We start from the raw sequence: 19,863 nt of genomic DNA, 5'->3' as shown, positions 1-19,863 counted from the left end.
TTACGGCGTCCCCCTTACGGCGTGGGTATTCGATGTCACCGCCAGCCAATACAACCGCGAGCGAATATTGCCTTCGATTTAAACTTCTAACTATCTAGATATTCGGCGACGTTCCTTTGGGCGTATACTTCGAGACGACGTGGCGTTGCTTTGGATTGATGCCTGATGATCCGGTGCCGGCCGAAAACGTTCATGTCCCGCCGCGAGAAAGGGGATGCAAGCTGCAAGACCTCTCGTGCGGAGGCGGATCTGGTGCTCTCGAACCCGGACAGGGGGAGGCTGCGGCCATGACGGCCAAATGGCTACGGTCCTAGCCGAGGGGATGTAGACGAATTGCAGGCTCCGCTTTTGCGACGTTCAGAGGCACAATGTCTCCGATAATTCAGGGCCTGGATAATTCAGACTGCACGCTTGATGGACGCGTGGTTGGCCGCGGAACGGAGACGGTAATGACGGAAAATCGTCCCTTGTCGGAAGACGTGCCCAAGACAGGCACCGATCAGAACCTCGCCTCCAATGTGGCCGCGGGTCATCTGGCGCTGGTGCCGACCTGGCTTCCGCTGGATGTCGCTTCCGGTCCGAGTTACACGTCAGCCGGCAGCGGCGGTAACGGGATCAGTGAGGGCGTGATCAGCAGCAACGCATTGGCTGTCTTCATGCCGTCCAATGCCGCTATTGCGGGACCTCATTCTTCTGTCGACGCCGTTCAGGGCAACAATGCGCTCATCAATCAGCATGCCACCGAAATGGCCGGCATCGGCGGGAATGGCGGAAGCGGCAATGTTGCTATCGGCGGCGGCGACGGCGGCAGTCATGCCGGCAGCGGCGGCAATGGGGTCTTCTACGGTGGCCTCGTCAGCACCGAAACCGCGCTGTTTGTCCCCGTGAATGCCGCCGTGGCTGCAGGCCCTGGTGCGGTGGCTCACGCCGACCAATCGAACAACGCCCTGTTCCTGCAGGGCGCAACCCAGATCGGCGGCATGGGCGGCTCTGGCGGAGACCATAATGTCGCGGGCCATGACTCGCTGAGCCCGGGAACATCGCTGACATTGACCGGCGACTTTTATGCGGGCCACGGCGGCAATGGATATTTCGTCGGCAGCATCGTCGACGTGAGTATCGCCATCTTCTCGCCGATCAATATCGCCATCGGCGCCGCGGGCGGCTCGGCGCAGGCGCATCAGACCAACAACGTCATTTTCGATCAGGGCGCTGTGCAGATCGCCGGCATCGGCGGCAATGGCGGTGGCTTCAACCTGTCGTCGGACACGATTTTTACCGGCAGCCATGCGGGTGGCGGTGGCGGGGTCGGATCGTCGACCGGCAGCATGGTCGACGCCAATTTCGCCTATTTCCATCCCATCAACATCGCGGTTCCCGCCGGCGGGACGGCAGACGCCCAGCAGATCGATCATGTTCTTTATGATCAGCATGCGCTCCAGATGGCAGGCATCGGGGGACACGGCGGAGTGGGCAACCTCACGGACGCCCATTCGGCTCTCGTCGACGATATCATGGGCTTCCTGCACAGCTAGGGCATTTCCATTTTTCCTCCAACATGGAACTCTGGGTTCTGTTGACAGAGTGTCGTAGGCCTTTTCTTCGCGGACATTTTCGGGTGAGGTTGCGCTGCAGTGACAAGGTGGCACACGGTGAAGCCGGAATCGCAGGAATGAGATGACAAATGTAGAACGCAAGTATGTGGGCGGGCCGCTTACCAAGTTGTGGGATGACAAAGGAGAGTTCGGTCAGTGCGTGAGGGACGACGTCACTGAAGAGGATATCCGCGACCTGCTTCGAGAAGCCCCTATCAGATTTCTAGAAGTTAACGTCGGCAGGCCGCTGCGCTGGATACCGCTGAATGAACGTTTTGAATTTTGGAAGTCGATCCGCTCAAACTTGCATGTGTCAGAGAAGCCTTACTTGGAAGATTACCCAAGCTGCTTCTTCTACAGTGCATCCGAGTGGACGGGCCGCGACGGTGAGCGCCTGATTGTCCTTCACAAATTTCATTAAAACGTATGCTGTTGACGGGTGTGCAGCTCTAGCCTCGCGGCGAGATGCCCGTTCAGCCCCCGGCTTTCGTCGTTTGGGCCGACATGGCACGGCCGGCTCATCGAGATACCGAACATTCCACCATGACCTTATCCGCATTGTCATAGAAGAGGCCGACATCTGTCGGTGCCGGCGCAGTGTTGCCTGAGTGAAAACGAGGCCAGCTGGTATTAATGCGTCCTGGTGCGTCAATGGCCCCCAGTTATTCAGTAATCATAAAGGGTTACCAGGCATCTCGGGCTTGTTTTTGCTTTTCGCTCTGGACGTTTCGGCGTCGAGGTCAGCGGCTGCTTTGACATGAGATGTGGGAAGAAAACCGAACGGATCGCCAGGGCGTTCCATCCAACGTCTCATTCCCCAATGGATCTGAAGCAGATCGCTCGCCTTTTCAGTGCCTTTGAAAGCTTTGTTGAGGCGCTTTCCATACGTGAATTCGGCGAAGACTGGACAGTCTGCAGCGACAAGTCGAACCGGCAAGTTCTCGCAGATACGCTTTCCAAAGTGCTCTACAGGCCCAGTTGTCTCTCACCTGAATCTTATAGACTATAAGAATTATCATGCGAGATCAGACTATTGAGGCTGGCAATACACTCGTTTTTTCTCATGACATGAAGCGAGAACAGGAATAATGTGAGTAGCTGTTGGGTTGCAAATCTTGTGGGGAGCACGCAAGTGTCCGACAGTGCTAAATCTAAGCGCCGTATGGGGCGCAATGCACCAACTGTGATCATAATTGAGCATTCTACACTGGCTCGCACCACCGTCGTGAAGCTTCTTCAGCATGAGCTCGCGGGGTGGAACTTTATCGACCTGATCTCGACCGAGAGCCTTGATCGGGCTCTTGGAGCCGAGGTGCGTTTGATCGCACTGGATCTGGCCGGCAGAAGTGTCGAGAGCCCCAGCCTGCGAGATGATCTCGCGGCAATTGCTGCACGGTTTCCCGAGGCACCTATCACGTTGCTCTCAGGAACCGACGACGTCGACATAGCCCGTCAGGCGCTCAAGATGGGTATCCGCGGCTTTTTCTCGACTTCGCTTCCCATCGACATCGCGCTTGCCGGTCTTCGTCTCGTTCTGGCAGGAGGAACATTCTTCCCGCAGTTGTTGGGCGCGGTGACAAACGGCGCGAACGAGCATGTTCCGGCGAGAAGCGAGGCCGAAAAACGCCTGGATGACAGGACGCAATACCTGGCGATCGCCGAATTCACGCCGCGGGAAGCGGATGTGCTGGCAGCGTTGCAGAGCGGCTGCTCGAACAAGGTGATTGCCGGAAAACTCAATCTGTCGGGGCATACGGTGAAGATGCATCTGCAACATATCATGCGCAAGCTGCAGGCGCAGAACCGCACTGAAGTGGTCGCCCGCCTGGTTCAAAGAGCCGCCGGAGGGCCTGACGTCTCGCCGGGGTAGGCGAGGTCTCAGGGTAGGGCGCTGGCGCACCGTTTTCGTCGGGTTTCGGGGCAGGGTTTGAACCCACATGGGGGCGCCGAACTTTCGAAGTTCTTATCGCGGCAGACCCGCGCTTTCCAGCGAAATGCCGAAAGATGCCGACAAGGCTGGTTCGCAGTCGACGCAGGAAAATTGCATGCTATAGAGAAGAGCAGGCTGCGTCCGCGGCAGGACGGCGAAAATGATCATGACAGCCTCACTGCCCGGATACGAACATTACCTCAAGAAACTCGTAATCTCATCGCGCAAAGCAGTTCGCCGGATGCCGACGCCATCGCGAAATTGTGAAAACGGTACGACACGGCCCTGACGTCGAATCTGCAGAAATAACTGAGAGGCAGGGGCATCCTTGGGCTGGGCCGAGGCCGCAGAATTGAGGGAAGAGGGGTCTGCATGATGATCCAAGATCGGCAAGCGTTTATAAGTCGAACTTTTGCTGCGGGTCTTCCGGTGGAGAAGGTAGGTCGTCGATAAGACGCAGCGTTACGGAAGTGTCTTTAAGATACTTTCCTAAATTTGGATCGTCAGTGTATAGATCGCTTGCGCCTCTTACGATGGCTGTTGCAGCGATCATAGCATCGTATTTCATCGTCACCTTCCAGTGCGCGGCGCGATCCTGCGGTTTCAAGTTGGCCTGATGAAAAGCGATCCTCTCTCCAGTCTCGATGGCAATAACTTCGTCAAACGGCTGAACTGTAAAACCCTTGAGACGCCTGATCGTCTCGACAACCTCTTCGATTTTTTGCGCTCGTCCAGCGACCAGTTCGGCTATTGCCGGTGCCGGGATCATTATGACGCTATTTGTCTTGGATAGCCCTTGCACGAAATGTCTTACCTTGCCGACGCGACCGTTGTCTTGCGTGCTTTCGGGGTCGATCATCAGGACTAGAAAGACTGAATCAACGACAATCATGCTCGGCGTAGCTCATTCAGCGCTTTGATAAGATTCTCTCCGCCCTCATCGGGCAGGATTTCCCGCAGTTTTTCAAGAGTATCGACGAGCGGCTCATCATCGAGGGCGTCAAAGGATGTTGCTGCGAGGTTGTCAAGGAACCATTTCCCTGATGTATCGCGCCGCCACTTCCCGTCACCACTCACCCTGACATATTGATGAAAGAGCCTAGCCAACGATATGGCGTGGACAGAGTCAATGGAGATGCGAGCATTCAGGTCACCGTCAATTTCGAGGCCGACCTTAATTTTATCCCCGGCTCCTTCGATACGAATTAGCCTGCCTTGCACCGACGTGTGCTGATTAACGATACGAATAGGTTTCGATGCTTTTGACACTCCTGGGAAAGAAATCAACTCTCCACCTTTGGGCAACGGCATCTCGGCCGTCCACCCGTCTTCAGCGAGGTACTCGTTGAGTTTGCGCCAAGGAGCCGCTGCATCCGTGTCATTGTCATTAAGAGCGGCCTCCCGGATCCGAGGGGATATGAAGGCGACCAATTCTTCATCAGCCAGGGCAACGATGCTAACGCTCTTGTCACGTACTTCTTTGAAATGAACCTGCTCGGACGCGCCAATAAGTTTCGCAAGCTCAGTCATGTAGGCGGCCAGACGAGACATAGCGATCGTCTCGGGCTTCGGTCCGATAATGCGGAAAGAATATTCAAGAAAGTCGGACATTCTACCTCCCGCGCTTAAGTCCACCTTGGGCCAGAAAGGATAACGCATCATTAAGCCAATGTGATGCCGTCTAGCTGCCACAGCTTAAATTAATCTGGAACGCGTGCGCATATCTAAAGCCCGCTGTTTTGCCAGACCCGGAGCGATGAGGCCGATCTTCGGATCTTTTCGATCACTGGTGACGTTTCTGGCATACCGCGCAACGCTTATGGGCGTGTAACAAGGGCGTAGCCGCGCGACCCGCTCACCTTGTAAGATGTTCTTATTATGTTCCGTTCGGTCTGGGAGTCAAGCCGCCGGAGTGACCGACGGGAGTCTTGATATTGTCACACCCTTGCGCCTTCAATCCCCGTTACCGTTACCATTTCGCAGGAATTGCCACTCGATACCGGTAATCCGCGTCGGCTTGACGATGTGCATGCGCGCCTGCAGCAGCCGCAGGGTTGGAACGAGTTTTTGGGGATCGGCAATCTCTGCAGGGACGGGCCTGCCCACCTCTTGATAGTGCAGCTCCATTTCCTCCCGGAAGTCTCTGATATCGAAGGTGTCTACGCCTGCGTTATACCAGTCTACCAGGATGACATCGCAGACGATATCAAGGCTGTTTGGGTCGTCGGCATCGAGCAATGGCGGCATTGGCGGACCTTCTGAAGATGGAGTTCATCCTTTAGCGTCCCCCGAGGCAGTCTTTTTTCTAACGCAGTTTATCAGATCACTGGCGAAGATATTGGGGCTCGCCACCCAGCACCAAGACGAGCCCCAGCCCCGGTGCTTGTCTCATCTGTGCCCTCCACCGCGACATCACAATTAGACGCCCGGGCACGAAGCGCAGCAATTCGACCAGTTGGATTAGTTTGGCTGTTCGCTGCAAAAAATCCAGCTTCTGCGGGATTTTTTACGCCTGGAATCCAGAAATAAACCTGTGGATAAAATCGGCGCCGTATATTGTGATTAGCCTGCTGCGGCCGCTGGTCTAATCCTCTCCCGGTACCGCCCATCTGCCCATAGACATCACCCCGTGACATAGCTTGCGCAAAGTCCAGCGCCAGCGCGTCGTCATGCAGGACGATCGACGATCAGTGAGCCTGACAGCCATCAACGGAGGCGCGTCTGATAGGCGGAACGCTAGGATGCCATCCGCGCGCGCAGGCGTGGGCCGATCCAGTCAAGGAAGCATCGCACCTTCAGCGACAGCGGATCGGCTGGTCCGTGAATAACATTGACGGGTAGCGGCTCCGGTGCGAACTCCGCCAACAATTCCTGCAGAGCCCCAGAGCGCAAATGTTCGTTGATCTGGTAAGAAAGCACGCGAATAATGCCGATCCCGGCCAGCGCAGCCTGAATGGCAGCCTCTGTCGTGTTGACTGCGAGTTTGAGGCGCGGCTCGACGGCGAAGGCCGCGCCGTCCCGGCGGTATCGCCATTCCGGGGCGGTCTCGAAGCCCTGGAAGCTTATGCCATCATGCGGGGCGAGGTCTTGCGGCTGACGCGGCACTCCTCGGCGGGCGAGATAGTCAGGGCTCGCGCAGATCACCCGGCGGACGACACCAACCCGTGTTGCGATAATCGCGCTGTCCGGCAGGTGCCCGATCCGTAGGGCTACATCGACTTGCTCATCCGCCAGACTTAGCTGCCGATCACTCAGGGTCAGCCGCAGGTTGATATCGGGTTGCTCCTTGAGGAATTCGAGCGCAATTGGCAGCAGATGGCGCTCGCCGAAGGCAATCGGCGCGGTCACGTGCAGCCCGCCACGCAGCGCTCCATAATCGCCGCTGGCCTGTCGCTCCGCCGCGTCCAGGTCCTCGAGAATACGACGCGACGCGGCGACGAAGGCGCGCCCTTCCTCCGTCAAGGCGAGGCCGCGGCGGGTGCGCACGACCAAGCAGACGCCGAGATGCTGTTCAAGATCGGCCACTTTGCGGCTTACCGTGGCGAGCGGCGTATTCAGCCGCCGTGCCCCGGCAGAAAGACTGCCGGCGTCGACCACCGCCAATAGCACCGCCATCGCATCAAGACGATCCATCGAAGCCTTCCATAAAATGGGAAGAATGTTTCCACATTGCCACGATACCGCGTTGTTTGCGGATGTCATAGCATCCGCGTCGTCAAGGGGCTCGAGGTAGCTCCCATCGTGCTACTGATCCCGGAGAAAGATGTCATGCCTCAACTTTCACGTCGCGCCTTTGCCGGCGCCCTGCCTCTCGGCCTCATCGGGGGAAGCCTCCTCGGTGGAGGCCTGCTCGGCGACACCACCGCCCGTGCGGCGACGCAGGAAGCTGCCAAGGCGCCTGTTGCGGTGAACCCGCTCGCACAGATCCGCATCGGTCGGTTCACCGTGACGGCACTGACGGACGGGTATGCCGATATGCCCTATGACTACTTTCCGGGGCGCTCAGCGTCCGAGGTCGAGAGGGCGGCAAGCGCACAGTTTACGGCCCGGCCGAGTGGGGTTCGGTTTCTCTTCAACCAATATCTCGTCGAGGATGGTGAGCGCCGCATCCTGATCGACGCCGGTGCGGCAGGTTCGATCGGGCAGACCGGACAGTTACCACAGGCACTCGCCGCGCTCGGTCTGCAGCCCGACAAGATCGACGCGGTCATCGTGACGCATATGCACCAGGACCACATGGGCGGGCTGGTTCTGGGAGGCAAGAACAACTACCCCGGAGCCGAGCTTTACATCGATCGTCGCGACATCACTCACTGGACCGATCCGGCCAAGCGCAACGGCGCGCCTGATTACCTGCAGGCGAGCTTCAAGATGACGGAGGAGGTCGTGCGGCTATATCCGAGGCTCCAAGCGATCGACGGAGAGCGCGAGATCATGCGCGGTGTTTCGATCGTCGACCTGACCGGCCACACACCCGGCCATATCGGCGTGCGGGTCGAAGATGGCGGCAAGAGCATGATCATGGTTTCGGATATGGTCTTTCCGGTCGTCCATCCGGCCGCGACCGACGTGTTCTTCCTGTTTGAGCAGGACCGTGCCGCTGCGAAAGCCATGCGTGATCGCTTCTTTCCGCGCGCCGCGTCGGAGGGCGCACTCATCGCTGCCACGCACATGCCGTTCCCTGGGCTCGGCCGTGTCGTCGCCGATCGTGGGGAGATGCGTTGGCAGGTCGCAGACTGGGCCTTGCAGGACTGATGTCTGCTCTCGGTGATCTCAAGGATATAAATGCCAAGCACTGATTTCGGCTATCCAAAGATAGATCCGGGCTCGCACCGTGAGACGACGATGCGAGCCTGCCTGGGCAGGGAGAACAGGCATGCCTTATCCAATTGCCCACAGCACATCATGCCGCGCTGCAACGAACAGCAGGTTGAACAAGCTGTCGCTCCTCTCCGTGAACAACCGCAGCGATTGGAAACCGAGAACGCGACTTTGCGCGCACGGTTGGAGAACCCTGAAAGATGACCGAAGCTCAATGATCACCCCGCCACGGGTTTCGACCCCGGTCAGGTTAGGGTGAGGGGGCCACACGCGCAAACGCACACCAAATCCGCCATTCCCCCACGCTACGCATACGGGTCATAATCCACCGCCGCCTTCACCCTGGTCCCGCCCGGTGACGCAGCTTCTTTGCCACCGGCTGCGCTGATGTCAGCGCCAGCGCATCGCCCTCGTTGGGCGAGGGCAGGCCGCGTGGAGATGACCCCGCCTTCATCTTTGCGTGCCGCCTTCTTGAGGCGAACGCAGCTTTCCAGCCAGGTCTCAGATTGACGAAGGCATTTTTCGCCTTAATAGGATCGGGCCGAGATGGGCGGCAAGCGCCAGAAAACAAAGGGAGAGTAACGGTGAGCGAACCGACGGTAGAAGATGCGACGAACCGCATTTACGAGTCACTGCGGGCCGATAATGAGGATATCGACCTGCATATTGCCGCTCTCAAGGCAGCCTTGGCGCGCGCGGGTCTGAAAGAGGCCGTCTTCGACCCCGCCAGGCTCGTGCAGAACAACCGGTCCGGCAGGAAGCTGATGCAGGCCTATTTCCGTCAGCGCGGGGTGACGGTCAAATTCTCGGCCGAGTGAAGGCTTGACGCGATAAGAGCGGAAGCGACCATCCGTTCGTTCCCGATCAGGCCGACACAGGGGCCGGCACATAGAAAGGCTCGCCGGTTTCCGCGAGCGTCTTCAATCGCGACAGCGCTTCCGGCCAGCCGCCGCCGACGGCCTTGCTGGTGGCGGTTTCCCCGCCGAAATCGTCATGGGTCAGCGTCACCTTGCAGGCCTTGTCGCCGACGGGTTCCAGCAGCCAGGTCACGCGCGAGGCTGGATCCGCGGCGACATCGGGCGACCATTGCGCGCTGAAGGAATGCACGAAGCGGCGGGGCGGATCGATGTCAAGGACCTTTCCGACGATCATCGCGCGGTCGCCGACATGGAAGGTAATGGCGCCGCCTGCGACCCATTCCGTTTTCGAGGTCATATTGTAGTGCTGCCAGAGCGGCGTTGTCTCGTCATCGGTCAGGATGGCCCACACCTCTTGCGGCGTGGCGCGAATGAACATTTCCCAGACATGTTTCGGTGCAGCAGGTGCCATGGTCGCGTCCCTTCTCTCGACAGCGGTTTTAAGGTCGCTCATCGTGCGGGCGAAGGGCGCAGAAAAGCGCGATATCCAGCGATCCGCGATCTCCTGAACCGGAAGCGGATTGAGATAATGCAGCTTTTCCCGGCCGATCTTACGGGTCACGACGAGATGGGCGTCTTCGAGCACGCCGAGGTGCTTCATCACCCCGAAGCGGGTGACGGGCTGGTCGCGCTCAAGCTCGCTCAGCGTCTGGCCGTCGCGTTCGCGCAGGCGGTCCAGAAGCTCGCGCCGGAGCGGATGCGCCAGGGCGTTGAAGATTTCATCCATGTGACAACAATAGGTGACTAAATAGTCACGTGTCAAGATGGTCACGTTTTCTGCCTCCTCTGGAGGCTGCAGCGGTAGCCGCCAGGGGCGGGCGCCGGCGGTTGTCATGACCTATCCCGAGGGCGGCGTATTCATGGTTGCCGGCATGGTTACTGCGCGCCCCAGGACCTCATTCTCCTTTCGAGCACATGACCTATATCCTTCAATCGACGCCGGCAGATGGGGAGGGCTGCAATGACAGGCAATCCGTCGATCGTTTCACCGTGGCACCGCATGACCATCTCGAGGGTGGAGGACCTCGGGGACGCAGTGCACGGGGCTGGCATCGAGGCCACCCAGATGTCTGCAGGCAGGATGACCGGAAGCCTGATCTTCTGCGAACACAAGGGCATTGTGTATAGCGGGGGCAGCATCCAGGGCCGGGTTGCGCTCAGGGGGCCGCTGTCTGCAAGTGCCCTGACGATCGGCGCCGTCCTGCACCTCGAGGGGGCTTGCCGACATTGGCTGCGGGAGGTGGAAAACGGGGCTGTCGGAGTTTTCCACGGTGGGGACGAACATGACGCCTATTATACGGCAGGGGCCCTTTATGCGACGGCGACGATATCCTTGGACCGGTTGGAACACGAGGCGGCCAAGGAAGAACTTGTTCTCGACCGGGCCACGCTCGGAGGCACGCGGGTCCACGGCAGGGTTTTGTCCCAGCAGGTGCGCGCGGGGCTGAAGCAACAGTTCGCAAAAATCCACGACGGCCAATCGTCGCGAACGGACAGCGGTTCGCTGCTGTTGAGGGCATTGATCGAGCATCTGGGGCGCCCGCCGCACGACCATGCCGTCAGATCCAACGGCAACCTTCATGCCAAGATCGTCGAGCGGGCCAGGACCTTCATCGTGGAGAATCTGGCGGAACCCATTGCGCTCGATGACATTGCCGCGGCTGCCTATACCTCGCGTCGCTCGCTCTTCCGGGCATTTGCAGACATCTTCGATGATACGCCGCAGGGCTACGTCCGACGATTGCGGCTCCACAGGATCAGGCAGGGACTGGCCAGCGATAGCGAACGGACCTGCACGATCGCAATCGTCGCCAATCAGTGGGGGGTGAGCGAGCTGGGCCGGCTTGCTGGCTGGTATCGCGAGATGTTCGACGAGTTGCCGAGCGAAACCCTGGCTCAGGCGCAACGCACGGTCCCGCGCATGGTCATCCATTAGATTGGCACTAAGCGCATAGAGGTCGCCGCCCATTTCCGGGCATACTGCACATGAACTGCGACGAAGCTTGGGGGCAGCCATGGCAGGTGTGCTGGTGCAGCCGCCGGTGGAACCGCGTGAGGACCATTGGCAGCTTTTTCAAGTGCGAGAGATTGAGGACCTGCGGAACCTCGTGCTCGGCGCACGGCTCGATACCCTCCAGATGGCAGGCCGCAGGATTGGCGGATCGTTGGCATTTTCGGCCGCCAACGGCGTCATCTTCAGCAGCGGCCTGATCGAGGGAAACGCGTGGGTCAGGGGCGTCCTCTCAGAGGACGCCGTTACCATCGGGCTTGGGCTCTCTTGCGGGAAGGGATCGCGCGTTTGCCTTCACCCTGCCTGGAACGGCTGTGTTGGAGTCGTCAGGCCGGGCGACGAGGTCGATATGCTGTTTGCGCCGGGAACGCTCTACGTGGCGGCGACCGTTGCGGCCGGGCACAGGCTTGTCGGAAGGTTCTCGCGAGGCGGGTTCCATCGCAGGCCGTTGGGCGGCCAGTCGATCGAAGCGATCTCGTCGGCAATGCTGCGTCTGCACGGCGGAGAAGCCTCCATTCCCGGCTTCAACATTGGCCGTTCCATTCTGAGCGAGATGCTGGCTCATTGCGAAAGAGACGACGGGTTTCCAGCTTTTATCGAGCATGCTCCCCACGAACGCGTTATCCTGTCCGCACGGGACTATGTCGGCGAACACCTCGTCGAACCCATTCGTGTGCGAGACCTTGCTGCGGCCTGCGACGTCTCGGTTCGTACCGTCTATCGCTCTTTTCTCGAAGTTCTTGGCGAAACGCCGAACAGCTATGTCCGCAGACTGCGCCTGCACCGCATCCGGCGCGACCTCCTGTCAGACCAACGCACGACGATCGTAGCGAGCAGCAATCGCTGGGGCATCGGCGAGCATGGGCGTATGTCGGGCTGGTATCGCGACGTCTTCGGAGAACAGCCGAGCGCAACGCTGGTGGCCCGACATCGAAGGGAGCTGTCGCAAACGTGGCTCTGAGATTGGCACTAATCGCATAGCCAGTAAAAATCCAGAGGCGCATATTTCGCCGCAATCTATCGAATACGCAGTCATCTATCTGAATGGACTTTCCTTCTTCCGGGAGAAACGTCATGACCAGACTGACAGCATTCGCATATTCGGCCGCTCTGACGGCATGCCTTTCAGGCTCCGTGTTGCCCTACAACCTTGCCGCTGCGCAGGACACCAGTTCCAAAATCCCGCCGCTGATGGAGCAGATCAACAATGGCAACTGGCTGGCTGAACAGGAGGCCGAGCAGCTTCGCGACGAGCTCTATTACCAGAACGCCATTCAGGCCCACATCCTGACGATTCCGGCCCTGAACACGATCGGCATGCGGGACGGGTCGGAGGCAGTGTTCGGTGGCGGCTATAATGTCCTGCCGATCTGGAAGGAGAGGATGGACAGCCGCACCTGGGTGCCGACACCCAACGCCGACGTCATCTACTCGATGAGCTACCTCGACCTGAAGAAGGACGGGCCTCTGGTCGTTGCCGCGCCTCCGAACGTCATCGGGATGTTCACGGATTTTTATCAGCGCACGATCACCGATGTCGGCGCGATCGGCCCGGATCGCGCCCGTGGCGGGCTTTACCTGCTCCTGCCACCGGATTTCGATGGTGAAATCCCGAAGGGATATTTCGCCTTCAAGTCGCCGACCTACAATGTTTTCCTGTTTTTCCGAACGATCATGGCGAAGGGCGAAAACGGACCTGACCCGGTGCCTGCGGTTGTCAATGCGCAGCGCACCCGCGTCTACCCGCTCTGGGCTTCGGAGAAGGATGTCAAGCCGATGGAATTCCCCGACGGCAGCGGCAAAACCGTCAACATGATGTATCCGACCGGTAGCACCTATTGGACGAAACTGAAGGAATTCGTCGACTACGAGCCCGTCGCATCGATCGATCCCGTGACGCGAGGCGTGCTCGCGTCGATCGGCATCATCAAGGGGCAAGCTTTCGCTCCGACGGACAAACAGACGGCGGCGCTGCAGAAGGCCGTCGAGACGGCGCCCAAAATGATCCTGGCAGGTCGCCAGCTCGGACGCCCCGACAAGCGCGATCTCTATTACAAGGACCGGCAGTATGTGAATACATGGGCGGGCGCCACCGCCGAATGGATGCAGGACAGCTATCTCGATGTCATCCAGCGGGCATCCTATTTCCAGATCGCCTACTCTTCAGCTCCGGCGATGGTGATGCGCACCCTCGATGCGGGCTCGAAGTACCCGTTTGCAATACGCGATGCCGACGGCGACTTCCTGAACGGCTCGAATTCTTACAAGCTGCACCTGCCTCCGCATCCGCCAGCCGCACTCTTCTGGGCGGTGACGGCCTATAATATCACCGACGGAACGATGACGGCGGCCGAGCAGCTCATGCCTTCGATCAATGGCTTCAACAAGGTGAAGACCAACGACGACGGCTCGATCGATCTCTATTTCGGACCGAGCAAGCCAGCGGAAGCTGCCGACAGCAACTGGATACAGACGGTTGAGGGACGCAACTTCCTCGCGGCGCTCCGTCTCTACGGCACCGGCACCGAATTTTTCGACCAGAGCTGGAAGCCGGATGATCTCGTGAAGCTGAAGTAGCGCCGCAGCAGTTCGATCATTCTGAGAAGTGGAGGAAATCGCATGAGCACGAAGTTGAAAAACAGCGGCGAACTCAATCGCCGTGAAGCGATCAGGGCGAGCCTCGGCGCTGCTGCGCTGGCAACCCTTGGTGCGCGCTTGTCGGTGCCCGCCGCTTTCGCAGCCGCGCCGGCCGTAGCGCTCGCCGGCGGTGGGCAGGCACGAGCTGCCGCGCCCGCCGATGACGTCACGATGCCCGCCACCGGCATCGACATGCACCCGGGCTACGCCAGGACGATAGCCCGGATGGCCTATGTCTGGGGCTGGCCCATGGTGAACATGCTGAACCGCAAGGCGAAGATAACGCAGGCACCGTATCCGGGTTTGCTGGGAGGCATTCTGCCTGCCGCGCCGCGCGGCCAGGTCGGTATGCTGCACGACTATATAGAACCCTCGGAAACCTTCGTGACCTGCCCCAACCAGGATGTCGTCTACGGGCTGGGCTTCTTTCTGCTGGACGAGGAGCCGGTGGTCGCCCAGGTACCGGATTTCGACGACCGCTTCTGGGTCTATGCGCTGTATGACCAACGCACGGACCAATTCGGCCGCATAGGCAAACCCTACGGCACCAAGCCCGGCTTTTACCTGCTTGTCGGCCCGAGATGGAACGGCCTGAAGCCGAACGGGATCACCGACATCATCCGATGCCCGACGACGCTGGCAAACGCAATCCCGCGAATCTTCCAGGACGATACGCCGGAAGACAAGAAGGCGATCCAGTCCGCCATCAACCAGGTCGTCTTTTACCCGCTCGAGGATTTTACCGGCGAGATGAAGACGATCGAGTGGGCAACCGTGAAGGACATCCCTGTGCCGCAATCCTCCGACTCCGATGGGGGCGGGGGAGAGACGAAGTGGGTGATCCCTGAAAAATTCTTCGATCAGTTCGGCGAAGTTCTCTCCATGGTCGATCCGCTGCCGGGCGAAGAGGCGATGTACGGCCAATTCCGACTGTTGATGGACGCGTCGGAAAAGGACGCCGACCTCAAGAAGCTGCTCGTACAGACAGCCGTCGAGACCGAGAAAGATGTTATCGGGCCATTCTTCGAGTGGAAACACAATGGCCGACCGGCCGGCAACGGCTGGAACCGGTCGACCAATAACGCACAATTCGGCCTCGACTATTTCAACCGGACCGGAACCTCGAAATCGAACATGTTCGATAACCGGCCGAACGAGACACAGTATTTCTATACGGACTTCGACGAAACCGGCAAACAGCTGTCCGGAAGCGGGAGCTATTCGATCACCTTCCCGGAAGGGCAGGAGCCGCCGGTCAACGGGTTCTGGTCACTGACGCTCTACAACGACAAGCACCTGTTCCATGCCAACGACCTGAAGCGATACTCGCTCGGCACCAAGAACAAGAACCTGAAACGCGGCAGTGACGGCGCGCTGACGCTCTATGTCGGAGCCAAATCTCCCGGCAAAGACAAGGAGATGAACTGGCTGCCCGCACCGGACGGCAAGTTTTCGCTCTACATCCGTTCCTACTGGGGAAAGGACCCAATCCTCGACGGGTCATGGCAGCCGCCGAAAATCAAGGTCACCTGACAACACATCGAGGCCTGGGCATCCTGGCGCCTGGGCCTCTCGCCGCCTGGGAGGCTGACATGGCAATGCAACGTGCTTATCTTCTTCGGGCATGTCTTCTGGCTCCGGCCTTCATCCCCGCGGTCGGAATCGCCCAGGTTCCCGTGCCGGTGTCGAAGCCCGCGCTGATCGAACAGCACGTCATCGATCTCGATGCGATGAAAGCGCGCCGTATCGTGCGCATTCTCGTTCCCTTCAGCAAGACGATCTACTTCGTCGACAAGGGACGTCAGTTCGGAACAGCAGTAGAATTCGGACGGGAACTGGAGAAGGTTCTGAACAAGGACCGCAAGAAGCAGATCGACCACATCACCATCGTCTTCGTGCCCATGCCGCGCGACAAGCTGCTAGCCGCTCTAAACGATGGCCTCGGCGATATCGTCATGGCCAACCTGACCGTCACCGACGAAAGGTCTCAAGAGGTCGATTTTACCGATCCGTTGTACAGCGATGCGGAGGAGGTTCTTGTCGCGGCCCCCGGCAGCCCCGTCGTTGCGAGCATTGACGATCTCTCGGGCAAGCATGTCGCCGTGCGGCCTTCCAGCAGCTATCACCAACATCTTCTTGCACGGAACAAGGAGCTCGCATCCGCCGGCAAGCCGGAGATCATCATCGATCCGATGGATGAAAGCCTGGAAGACGAAGACCTGATGGAGATGGCCAACGCCGACCTGCTGCCTTTCACGATTGTCGACGCCTATAAGGCCGACATCTGGTCGCACGTGTTTCCCGACATCAAGGTGCGCCACGACGTCGTCCTCTCGTCGCAGGGAAAGATAGCCTGGGCGCTACGGAAGAACAGTCCGCAACTGAAGGCCGAGCTGAATGCCTTCGTCGCCACCCACAAGATCGGCACCACCTTCGGCAACATCCTGCGAAACAGCTATTTCAAGCAGGACAAGATCGTCAAACGCGCCTATTCGCCATCGGATGTCGAACGCTTCCAGAAGCTCGTGGAAATCTTTCGCAAGTATGGCGGCACCTATTCCTTCGATTACCTGATGCTGATGGCCCAGGGTTATCAGGAATCCCAGCTTGACCAATCCCGACGCTCTCCGAGAGGAGCGGTCGGGATCATGCAGATGCTCCCTTCGACGGCCAAGGACAAGGTGATCGGGATCAGCGGCATCGACAAGGACCCCGACCGGAACGTCGAGGCCGGCGCAAAATACCTTCGCCATCTGATCCGGACATATATCGACGACGAAACGCTCACGCCGAAAGATCGGCAGCTCTTCGCCTTCGCAGCGTATAATGCAGGACCTGGCAATCTGCGGAAATTCCGTGAAAAGGCGAAGGTGATGGGGCTCGATGCGAATGTCTGGTTCGGCAACGTCGAGAACGGCGCTGCGGCTATCGTCGGTCGTGAGACCGTTCAGTATGTCAGCAATATCTACAAATATTACGTGGCCTACTCGCTTCTCGTGCAGCGCATGGATGAGCGAAAGCAGGCTGGCCTTCCGCAGGCTGAATGAGGATCGGACATCGCAACCAGATGCGGACCCGGCTTGCCTCCGTGATGGCGCCGCGTTTCGGGACGACCGCCCGTTATTGGCGGTGACGTCGCTTGAGCGGCGCCTGCCAGCGCAGCAATCAGATCCGCGGTTTCGGAGAAGGCGCCCGGTCGGAATTGCCGGAGTTGGGTTCTCCCTTGGGTTCGATCAGCAGGACCTTGGCTTCCTTTGCGGCGCGCGGCCGGTGAACGACGCCCCTGGGGACGACGAACAGTTCGCCGGCCCGGACCGTTCGGGAAGGCTCCCCCTCGATATCGATCTCGATTTCACCCTCGAGCACGAGGAAGAAATCGTCGGTCGTTTCATGCTTGTGAAAGGGATATTCCCCCAGGAATTTCACGACCATCACGTCATTTTCGTTGTAATCCGCAATGACGTGGGGATCCCAGTGACTGGAGAAGCAGCCGAGCTTTTCCTCGAGATTGACTGTTTTCATTTTTCTCGCCTTTGACAAATAGATCCGGGCTCACCGGTGGCCTGGTGACCCGGAAGACTGGAGACCCGGAAGAAACACGAGGGCCGCGTCACGGTCTTGAACGTTTGTGCGCATTGGCGGATCGCGCCTGACGCTCTGACCGGCTGCGTCAGACCGCGACGAAGCCGCCATCGACGAGCAGTTCCTCGCCGCCAACGAAGCTGCTTTCATCCGATGCCAGGAACAATACCGCCTTGGCGACCTCTGCGGTCTCGGCGAGCCTGCCAAAAGGAATGGCCTGCTTCATCCATTCCTCGGCACCGGCATTGTCTTGAAGGTAGGTCTGCATTGCCGGGGTCAGGACCATGCCGGGGGAGACGACGTTCACACGTATTCCGCGGCTTTTCAGATCGACTGTCCAGGTTCGTGCAAACGAGCGGATCGCTGCCTTCGTCGCGCTGTAGACGGAAAGGTTGGCGAAGCCCTTGCTGCCGGCGCCCGATCCGGCCAATATGACGGCACCGCCGGCAGACATCAGCGGCAGAGCCTTCTGCACCGTGAAGACGGTCCCCTTGACGTTGATATCGAAAACGCGATCGAAATGGTCCTCCTCGATACCGCCGATCGGGGCGGACTCGGATATGCCGGCATTGGCGAAGACCACATCCACGCGACCGTGATCCTGCTTTATCCGAGCGTAGAGCCTGTCGAGGGCCGAGGGATCGCTGACATCGCCCTGAACGCCGATGGCACCGTTCGCGATCTCCTCGAGTGCTTCATCCAGGCGCTCCTGCCGGCGCCCCGTGACATATACATGGGCACCCTCGGCTGCGAATGCCTTTGCCGTGGCCAGGCCGATGCCGTCCGTGCCGCCCGTAACCACCACAACCTTTTTATCAAACCGTTTTGCCATGTCGTTGCTCGCTTCCTGATCAAGTGGAGGATTGCTCCACTTTCTATATGGAGGTAGGCTCCACTTAGCAAGTCGTGTTGAGGCAAATCTTTGGAGGCGAATCTTTTGGCTGACGAAATCCCATTGCGGGCCGACGCCCAGCGAAACCGGGAACGCATCCTCGCCGCCGCCGAAGACGTCTTTCTCGAGAAAGGGGCCAACGTGTCCCTGGACGATGTCGCAAAACGCGCCGGCGTCGGCATCGGGACGCTTTACCGTCGCTTCCCGACACGAGAGGAGCTTCTGGCCGCGGCCTACAGCTCTCGCTTTTTGGCCCTTGCCGAAACCAGCCGATCAAGAGACACGGGACGTGATCCGCTGAACGCGATGCGCTCTTATCTGGAAGAACTCGTTCAGCACACCAACGTCTATCGTGGCCTCGCCGCGTCGCTCGGAACAGTGTTGCAGGTCGGCACGCCCGGCTGCGCGGCAACCAGCAGGGAAGGTCTGCGGCTTCTGGAAAATGCGCAGGCGGCGGGGGTTATCCGGCACGACATCGGCTTCGACGACATCGTATGCATAGCAACCGCCATCTCGCTCGCCACAGGGCAGGAGAGTTCGCCACAGGCCCACATCGCGCGTCTCGTGGGAGTGTTCATGGATGGGATGGCTGTGCGCTGAGGTCTGGCCGATGACCGCTTTCGGCGCGAAGTGTCACGCCGCCAGCCGCACCAGCCGCCGTATCCCGCCGTTTAAGTCCGCGACCGCTTTTGGCCCTTTGCGGACATATGGGCGCGCTTAACTGAAAAGGTGAAGTCGCGGCAGCCGATCGTAATTGGCCCGAGCCAAAATTGCTTATCCTTCACCTCGGCCTTGGCGTGACGGGATCGCAGAATGGTAGCGTGCTTGCGCGTCGTATCGCTTGGGCCAGTCGGTCGTTCGTCTCTGCTACGGTCGGTGCCTGCCCGTATTTTACCGCGCCTCGGCTGACGGTCTCGTCGACGATGCGCATCGCCGCGGCGACCGTTGCGGCGCAGAGCATCACATCGAAATCCTTTGGCGAGAGATCGAGCCGCGTAGCAATGACCTCGGCCATTGTCTCTTCAGTGTTTCGAGTAGACATATGCCAAGGGCCAAGAAGCGCCGGTTCTTCATCCAAGCGAGCGATCAGATGGATGAGGAGCCCAGTATCTATCTTTTCCTGCGCGCCGATCTTGGTCATGTCGTAAGCAATCTCCAGGAACTGCTCCACCGAGATGTCGGTCGGCCAATTGCGAAATCTGACTGCGAGGCGTTGCGACGCCAGCGCGAAGAGCGGTTCGACACAGCTTTCTTTAGTGCGGAAGTAGCGCCAGAGCGTCCGCTTCGAGATGCCGGCGGCTTCCGCAATCTCGTCGCCAGTCGTGTCGGCAACGCCTTTCTGCAGAAATAAGCGAGCGGCGCTGCGCGCCACTTCAATATGTGCATCGTCCGGGATCGTTCTGCTCATCCGTGCTCCTGAAAGCATTTCAAATCACAGATATAAACGGCATTTAGTGCCGTATCTATAGTGAGCAAGC

At 59.2% G+C, this 19,863-nt stretch carries 19 protein-coding genes and 2 pseudogenes; 12 read left to right on the top strand and 9 right to left on the bottom strand.

The annotated features are described in order from the left end of the window. Positions 1-449: 449 nt before the first annotated feature. The 3 genes from KQ933_RS10315 (at position 450) to KQ933_RS10305 (ending at position 3,465) form a co-directional block, all read left to right on the top strand. Positions 450-1,535, top strand: coding sequence for a hypothetical protein (locus KQ933_RS10315; RefSeq protein WP_216758678.1), 1,086 nt, complete (start codon positions 450-452; stop codon positions 1,533-1,535). A 142-nt stretch (positions 1,536-1,677) separates the two neighbouring features. Next, the gene (locus KQ933_RS10310) at positions 1,678-2,016 is read left to right on the top strand and encodes a hypothetical protein (protein WP_216758677.1); all 339 of its coding nucleotides are present in this window, start codon (positions 1,678-1,680) and stop codon (positions 2,014-2,016) included. Between the two features lie 741 nt (positions 2,017-2,757). Beyond that, positions 2,758-3,465 (top strand): response regulator transcription factor, encoded by a 708-nt coding sequence (locus KQ933_RS10305; RefSeq protein ID WP_216758879.1) that lies wholly within the window; start codon positions 2,758-2,760, stop codon positions 3,463-3,465. 457 nt (positions 3,466-3,922) lie between these two features. Here KQ933_RS10305 and KQ933_RS10300 read toward each other — a convergent pair whose 3' ends face one another. From KQ933_RS10300 to KQ933_RS10285, 4 genes are all read right to left on the bottom strand, one after another. Continuing rightward, on the bottom strand, positions 3,923-4,417 hold the full coding sequence (locus KQ933_RS10300; RefSeq protein WP_216758676.1) for a type II toxin-antitoxin system VapC family toxin: 495 nt from the start codon (positions 4,415-4,417) through the stop codon (positions 3,923-3,925). Then, entirely contained in the window at positions 4,414-5,136 is a 723-nt protein-coding gene (locus KQ933_RS10295) for a hypothetical protein (protein WP_216758675.1), read from the bottom strand. The genes KQ933_RS10300 and KQ933_RS10295 overlap by 4 nt, the downstream gene beginning before the upstream one ends. A 342-nt stretch (positions 5,137-5,478) precedes the next feature. Next, positions 5,479-5,772 (bottom strand): hypothetical protein, encoded by a 294-nt coding sequence (locus KQ933_RS10290; RefSeq protein ID WP_216758674.1) that lies wholly within the window; start codon positions 5,770-5,772, stop codon positions 5,479-5,481. 489 nt (positions 5,773-6,261) lie between these two features. After that, positions 6,262-7,158, bottom strand: a complete 897-nt coding sequence (locus KQ933_RS10285) for a LysR family transcriptional regulator (RefSeq protein WP_216758673.1) — start codon at positions 7,156-7,158, stop codon at positions 6,262-6,264. Between the two features lie 135 nt (positions 7,159-7,293). Between KQ933_RS10285 and KQ933_RS10280 the strand changes: the two genes are divergently transcribed. The 3 genes and pseudogenes from KQ933_RS10280 to KQ933_RS10275 all read left to right on the top strand — a co-directional run bounded on the left by KQ933_RS10280 (position 7,294) and on the right by KQ933_RS10275 (position 9,164). Continuing rightward, positions 7,294-8,280 carry an MBL fold metallo-hydrolase gene (locus KQ933_RS10280; RefSeq protein WP_216758672.1) on the top strand — a complete coding sequence of 329 codons (987 nt, stop codon included), beginning with the start codon at positions 7,294-7,296 and terminating at the stop codon, positions 8,278-8,280. A gap of 132 nt (positions 8,281-8,412) precedes the next feature. Further along, positions 8,413-8,550, top strand: a pseudogene (locus tag KQ933_RS33395) (pyridoxamine 5-phosphate oxidase); the annotation flags it as partial. Positions 8,551-8,930: 380 nt separating this feature from the next. Then, positions 8,931-9,164: a hypothetical protein gene (locus tag KQ933_RS10275; protein ID WP_216758671.1), complete on the top strand. Its 234-nt coding sequence runs from the start codon at positions 8,931-8,933 to the stop codon at positions 9,162-9,164. Positions 9,165-9,210: 46 nt separating this feature from the next. On the opposite strand, the gene KQ933_RS33390 is transcribed toward KQ933_RS10275, so the two are convergent. Next, entirely contained in the window at positions 9,211-9,717 is a 507-nt protein-coding gene (locus tag KQ933_RS33390) for an SRPBCC family protein (protein ID WP_367882517.1), read from the bottom strand. A 21-nt stretch (positions 9,718-9,738) separates the two neighbouring features. Next, positions 9,739-9,990: pseudogene (locus KQ933_RS33385) on the bottom strand (ArsR/SmtB family transcription factor); the annotation flags it as partial. Between the two features lie 234 nt (positions 9,991-10,224). Here KQ933_RS33385 and KQ933_RS10265 point away from each other — a divergent pair. The 5 genes from KQ933_RS10265 to KQ933_RS10245 all read left to right on the top strand — a co-directional run bounded on the left by KQ933_RS10265 (position 10,225) and on the right by KQ933_RS10245 (position 16,958). Continuing rightward, a complete protein-coding gene (locus KQ933_RS10265) occupies positions 10,225-11,199 on the top strand; it encodes a helix-turn-helix domain-containing protein (protein WP_253958313.1) in 975 nt (324 codons plus the stop codon). A gap of 79 nt (positions 11,200-11,278) precedes the next feature. Then, entirely contained in the window at positions 11,279-12,235 is a 957-nt protein-coding gene (locus KQ933_RS10260) for a helix-turn-helix domain-containing protein (protein ID WP_216758670.1), read from the top strand. Positions 12,236-12,348: 113 nt separating this feature from the next. Then, on the top strand, positions 12,349-13,851 hold the full coding sequence (locus KQ933_RS10255; protein ID WP_216758669.1) for a DUF1254 domain-containing protein: 1,503 nt from the start codon (positions 12,349-12,351) through the stop codon (positions 13,849-13,851). Between the two features lie 42 nt (positions 13,852-13,893). Then, a complete protein-coding gene (locus KQ933_RS10250) occupies positions 13,894-15,444 on the top strand; it encodes a DUF1254 domain-containing protein (RefSeq protein WP_216758668.1) in 1,551 nt (516 codons plus the stop codon). A 59-nt stretch (positions 15,445-15,503) separates the two neighbouring features. Continuing rightward, positions 15,504-16,958, top strand: coding sequence for a lytic transglycosylase F (locus KQ933_RS10245; protein WP_253958312.1), 1,455 nt, complete (start codon positions 15,504-15,506; stop codon positions 16,956-16,958). Between the two features lie 118 nt (positions 16,959-17,076). Here KQ933_RS10245 and KQ933_RS10240 read toward each other — a convergent pair whose 3' ends face one another. Both KQ933_RS10240 and KQ933_RS10235 read right to left on the bottom strand, forming a co-directional pair. Further along, entirely contained in the window at positions 17,077-17,433 is a 357-nt protein-coding gene (locus KQ933_RS10240; RefSeq protein WP_216758667.1) for a cupin domain-containing protein, read from the bottom strand. Positions 17,434-17,581: 148 nt separating this feature from the next. Continuing rightward, positions 17,582-18,325 (bottom strand): SDR family NAD(P)-dependent oxidoreductase, encoded by a 744-nt coding sequence (locus KQ933_RS10235; RefSeq protein ID WP_216758666.1) that lies wholly within the window; start codon positions 18,323-18,325, stop codon positions 17,582-17,584. Between the two features lie 105 nt (positions 18,326-18,430). On the opposite strand from KQ933_RS10235, the gene KQ933_RS33740 reads away from it, so the two are divergent. Continuing rightward, entirely contained in the window at positions 18,431-18,985 is a 555-nt protein-coding gene (locus KQ933_RS33740) for a TetR/AcrR family transcriptional regulator (protein WP_216758665.1), read from the top strand. 181 nt (positions 18,986-19,166) lie between these two features. Here KQ933_RS33740 and KQ933_RS10225 read toward each other — a convergent pair whose 3' ends face one another. After that, positions 19,167-19,793 (bottom strand): TetR/AcrR family transcriptional regulator, encoded by a 627-nt coding sequence (locus KQ933_RS10225; RefSeq protein WP_216758664.1) that lies wholly within the window; start codon positions 19,791-19,793, stop codon positions 19,167-19,169. Positions 19,794-19,863 lie beyond the last annotated feature (70 nt).

The organism is Rhizobium sp. WYJ-E13 (genome assembly GCF_018987265.1).
In the GTDB taxonomy this organism is placed as follows: domain Bacteria; phylum Pseudomonadota; class Alphaproteobacteria; order Rhizobiales; family Rhizobiaceae; genus Rhizobium.
Note: the sequence above shows the minus strand (reverse complement) of the source record. Positions and strands in the feature narration are given on the sequence as shown.